This is a genomic window from Ideonella azotifigens, from assembly GCF_006519715.1.
In the GTDB taxonomy this organism is placed as follows: Bacteria; Pseudomonadota; Gammaproteobacteria; order Burkholderiales; family Burkholderiaceae_C; genus Ideonella; species Ideonella azotifigens.
In genome coordinates this window covers 1-4068 of the sequence record NZ_VIDT01000512.1, presented here as the reverse complement: position 1 = coordinate 4068, position 4068 = coordinate 1, and the positions used below count along the sequence as shown (strand labels likewise).

Here is a 4068-nt window from a genome sequence, read left to right as displayed (position 1 = left end):
TCGCAGGCGACCCGGACGGCACGCCCGAGCAGCAACACGCCTTCGAGGCCTCGCGCCGCAATTTCCTTGCGCTGGTCTTCTGCCTGATGCTGGGCACCGCCGGGCTGCCGCACATCCTCACCCGCTCTTACACCACGCCCTCGGTGCGCGAAGCGCGCCAGTCGGTCGCCTGGTCGCTGTTCTTCATCCTGCTGCTGTACCTGACCGCGCCGGCGCTGGCGGTGATGGTCAAGTTCGAAATCTTCACCCACCTGGTCGGCACCTCGTTCGATGCCTTGCCGGCCTGGATCGCCAACTGGAACCGGGTCGACCCCGGGCTGCTGTCGGTGGTGGACATCAACCACGACCGCGTGCTGCAGCTGGCCGAACTGAAGATCGGCGGCGACATCATCATGCTGGCCACGCCCGAAATCGCCGGGCTGCCGTACGTCATCTCCGGCATGGTGGCGGCCGGCGGCCTGGCCGCAGCGCTGTCCACAGCAGACGGCCTGTTGCTCACGATCTCGAACGCGCTCTCGCACGACCTGTACCACAAGGTGCTGGACCCGCAGGCCGGCACCGCGCGCCGGGTCATGTTGTCCAAGCTGTTGTTGCTGGTGGTGGCGCTGGCAGCGGCCAGCGTCGCCGCGCAAAAGCCGGCCAACATCCTGTTCCTGGTTTCGGCCGCGTTTTCGCTCGCTGCGTCGGCCTTCTTTCCCGCGCTGGTGCTGGGCTTCTTCTGGCGCCGCGCCAACCGCTGGGGTGCCTCGGCCGGCATGCTGGCTGGCCTGGTCCTGTGCTTCGGCTACATGGCCGCCACCCACCCGTGGCTGCGCGGCCTGTTCGGCATCACCGCGCCAGCGGGGCTGTGGTGGGACATCCAGCCCATCTCCGCCGGCGTCTTCGGCGTGCCCTTCGGCTTCCTGGTCACCATCGTCGTCAGCCTGCTGACCCCGCCTCCGCCGCCAGAGGTGCGGCAGTGGGTGGAGGATCTGCGGCATCCGGGTTGAGGCCGGCGGTCAGGTCTGCCTCGCTGTATCAAGCTGAAACTGATGCGTTTTCGGCAGTGGTGTAGTCCTTGCATCGTGTTCGCTGCCTTCCGCAGGCGATAGCCAGGCAACGCAGGGTTTTCCGCCACGCCCCCGCGGAAGCCAGGCTGTCGCAGCCGCCGCGACTTTGACACCGCCTGATACACACTGCCGGCCGCCGCGCGGCAAGGCGCAGCGCCTGTGCCGTCAAGCTAGGCGTTGGCGCCGAAGCGTGGTTCCAGCGTTGGCACGAGTCTGTGCAGCAAGGCCTTGCCAGCGAGACAGATGCGCCAGCGCAGGCGGCAAGGCCCGGGCCGGTGGGGCGGGATCGTTCGGCGGCGCATGGGCTGGAAAGTAGGCAGGAAAGCCGCAGATGAAGAAATACATTCGGGGGGCGATGTGCGTCGCTTATTCGCTGATCAGGTTTTGCATCCTCAAGCTCTTCCATGTGAAGGGTTTCCAATTCACCCGTTGGAGCGTGGTTTCGCCGTTTGCCGAAATCGACCTCGGCAGGCAAGCCAGCCTTGCGCTGGGTTGGGGCGTGAAGATTCGAGGCGGTTCGAGAATCCGGGTGCGCGGTCATGCCAAGGTGTCGATTGGCGAGCACTCGTACATGAATCACGGCTGCATGATCGTCAGCCACGAAAGCATCCGCATCGGCAAGGGCGTGCAATTCGGGCCGAACGTGATGGTGTACGACCATGACCATGACCGCTCAGCCCGTCCTGCAGGAGGCCTGGGAAAATCGACATTCAAGACGTCCCCCATCGTCATTGGCGACAACGTCTGGGTCGGCGCCAACACGGTGATCCTGCGCGGCACGGTGATTGGCGACAACTGCGTGATTGGCGCCGGCAGCGTCATCAAGGGCCAGTACGCGCCTGACCAGATCCTGGTACAGAAGCGCGAAACCGAGATCACGGAGCTGCCCGCGCGGCCGCAAGGGGGAGGAGCGGCTGCATGCGAGTCCGAGCACCCGCTTGCCGCAGGGCATTCAGCGCCGCTTGTGGCGGGGCAACATGGCCAGCAGCACCGTGTCCTTGAGCACGAAGTGATGGAACAAGGCGGCGGCGGCGTGCAGGCCGGCGATCCACATGATCACGTCTCCCAGCAAGCCGTGCACATCGCCCCAGTCGGCCAGTTCGCCAAGGCCTGAATCGACAATGAACGGCAGGTGGCCGACCCGCACCCCGCCCAGCAGCGTCAGCGGGTGGCCTTCGCTGCCCAGTGCCAGCAAGGCCGTCAGCGGCAGCGCCAGCAGCAAGGCCCACAGGGCCAGGTGGCCCAGCTTGGCTGATCGTTTCATCCAGCCGGCCATGGGCACCTGCGGCGCGGCCGGCCGCACAGCCACCCAGATCAGGCGCAGCGTGGTCAGCACCAGCACCAGGATGCCCAGCGACTCGTGCCAGACGATGTCGCTGCGCGTGGCGGGGTCCACGCCCTGGTGCATCAGTCGCCCGAATCCGCCTGGGCCGAGGATGAAGGCAATCGTCACCACGATCGCCGTGACCCAGTGAAACACCTGGCTGAGGACGTCGTAGCGGGTGGTGGATGGCTGTTGCATGGCTTTCCAGGGAAAGGTGGCGACCCATCGATTGTCGGCCTTCCCCCTTGTCTCGACACTGCGCTGGCGCAAAGCGCTGGCAAACAGGTGCAAGAGCGGCTGCGCCTTTCAATCCTTCTGCCGTGCCTTGTAGAGCATGTCCAGCGTGATGTGCCGCACTTCGAGCTTGCTCTGCTCGATGTGCGCCCGCAGCAGGCGTTGGGCTTCGTCCGAGCGGCGGCGGGTGATGGCGCGTAGGATGCGCGCGTGTTCGTCGTAGGTGGCTTCTACGCGAGCTGGCTTGGTGAAGTCCAGCCGGCGGATGATGCGGATGCGGTCGGTGATCTCGCCGTGCACGCGCAGCATCGCGCGGTTGGCGCTGCCTTCCACCAGCCCGCGGTGAAAGCCTTCGTCCAGGTCGCGCACCGCTGTCGGGTCTTCGGTGCGCTCGATGTCTGGCTGCAGCCAGACGGCGGCCAGGGCTGCCAGTTGCGGTCTGTCTTCGGCTTCGCAGAGCTTGGCGACTGCGTGGCATTCGAGCAGCACGCGCAGGTCATACAGCTCGTCGAACGCATCGAAGTCCAGCGGCGCGACCTGCCAACCCAGCTTCGGAAAGACCTGCAGGAAACCTTCGCGCTCCAGCCGCTGCAGCGCCTGGCGCAGCGGCGTGCGGCTGACCAGCACGCGGCCGGTCAGGTCGGACTCGCTGAAGCGGTCGCCCGGCATCAGGCTGAAGTCGAAGATCAGCGCCTTGACTTGGCGGTAGGCCTGTTCGGCGAGGCTCAGCGGCGCGGCCTCGACAGACGTTTCTGATTCAACGGGAACTGGCGACGACTTCATGACGATGGTCATGTTACGTGGGCGGCCAGGGGATCATGCTGACATGGGCGCTGACGATGCGCCAACCTTCTGGCATCCGCGCCCAGGTCTGGCTCTGGAAGCCGCGCAGCGAAGAGTCGCTGCGCACGAACTCGACCAGTGCAACGGCCGTGTCCGGCCCGAAGCTGCTGATGCGCAGGTTCTCCAGTTGGCGGGTGAAGCTGGGCGTGGGCACGCTGTGGCGGTAGGCCGCCTGTTCGGCGTGGCCCAGTTGGCGGTCGGCCACGCCGTAGCGGGTCAGGCGCTCGTCCTGCCAGAAGAAGCCGATCAGCGTGGGCAGGTCGTTGGCCATGAAGGCCGCTTCGTAGGCATGGAAGCAGGCGGTGACTTCGGCCAGCACGTCCTGCCGATCAACGGCTTCGTTGGTGAAGCTCATGTGTTGGTGCCGGCCAGGGCTCGGCTGGCCAGGTAGGCGCGCCAGCCGCCGTGTTCGCTGATGTCTGGCGCGTCCGCCAGCGGCGCGGGCTCGCAGATGAAGCCCTTGACCCAGCGGCCGTCTTCCAGCTCGACCGAGCCCAGGCCCAGCGGCGGCGGGATCAGCGCCAGCAGCGATCCGACCTGCTCCAGCGGCATTTCGTAGACCTCCAGCTCGATGGCATGACCCGCCTCGCCGGCGCCCACACGGGCCAGCGCCGGCTT

At 66.5% G+C, this 4068-nt stretch carries 5 protein-coding genes and 1 pseudogene; 2 read left to right on the top strand and 4 right to left on the bottom strand.

Features of this window, described 5'->3' with window-relative positions; genetic code table 11:
- Both FKP22_RS23055 and FKP22_RS34410 read left to right on the top strand, forming a co-directional pair.
- Positions 1 to 989: VC_2705 family sodium/solute symporter (locus FKP22_RS23055; protein WP_170201031.1), on the top strand; the 989-nt coding region annotated here is incomplete at its 5' end.
- A 391-nt stretch (positions 990 to 1380) separates the two neighbouring features.
- Positions 1381 to 1866, top strand: a pseudogene (locus tag FKP22_RS34410) (acyltransferase); the annotation flags it as partial.
- A gap of 135 nt (positions 1867 to 2001) precedes the next feature.
- Here the strand turns inward: FKP22_RS34410 and FKP22_RS23045 are convergent.
- The 4 genes from FKP22_RS23045 to FKP22_RS23030 all read right to left on the bottom strand — a co-directional run.
- Positions 2002 to 2571 (bottom strand): cytochrome b, encoded by a 570-nt coding sequence (locus FKP22_RS23045; RefSeq protein ID WP_141290013.1) that lies wholly within the window; start codon positions 2569 to 2571, stop codon positions 2002 to 2004.
- Between the two features lie 108 nt (positions 2572 to 2679).
- Positions 2680 to 3402, bottom strand: coding sequence for a GntR family transcriptional regulator (locus FKP22_RS23040; RefSeq protein ID WP_233446942.1), 723 nt, complete (start codon positions 3400 to 3402; stop codon positions 2680 to 2682).
- Position 3403: 1 nt separating this feature from the next.
- Positions 3404 to 3805 carry an AtzH-like domain-containing protein gene (locus tag FKP22_RS23035; protein WP_141290012.1) on the bottom strand — a complete coding sequence of 134 codons (402 nt, stop codon included), beginning with the start codon at positions 3803 to 3805 and terminating at the stop codon, positions 3404 to 3406.
- Positions 3802 to 4068 (bottom strand): allophanate hydrolase-related protein (locus tag FKP22_RS23030; protein ID WP_445663750.1); only part of this gene is annotated, 267 nt, incomplete at its 5' end. The genes FKP22_RS23030 and FKP22_RS23035, both read right to left, overlap by 4 nt.

Coding starts and splice junctions, on each gene's coding strand:
- FKP22_RS23045 (WP_141290013.1), bottom strand. CDS start 2,571: ATGCAACAGCCATCCACCACCCGCTACGACGTCCTCAGCCAGGTGTTT.
- FKP22_RS23040 (WP_233446942.1), bottom strand. CDS start 3,402: ATGACCATCGTCATGAAGTCGTCGCCAGTTCCCGTTGAATCAGAAACG.
- FKP22_RS23035 (WP_141290012.1), bottom strand. CDS start 3,805: ATGAGCTTCACCAACGAAGCCGTTGATCGGCAGGACGTGCTGGCCGAA.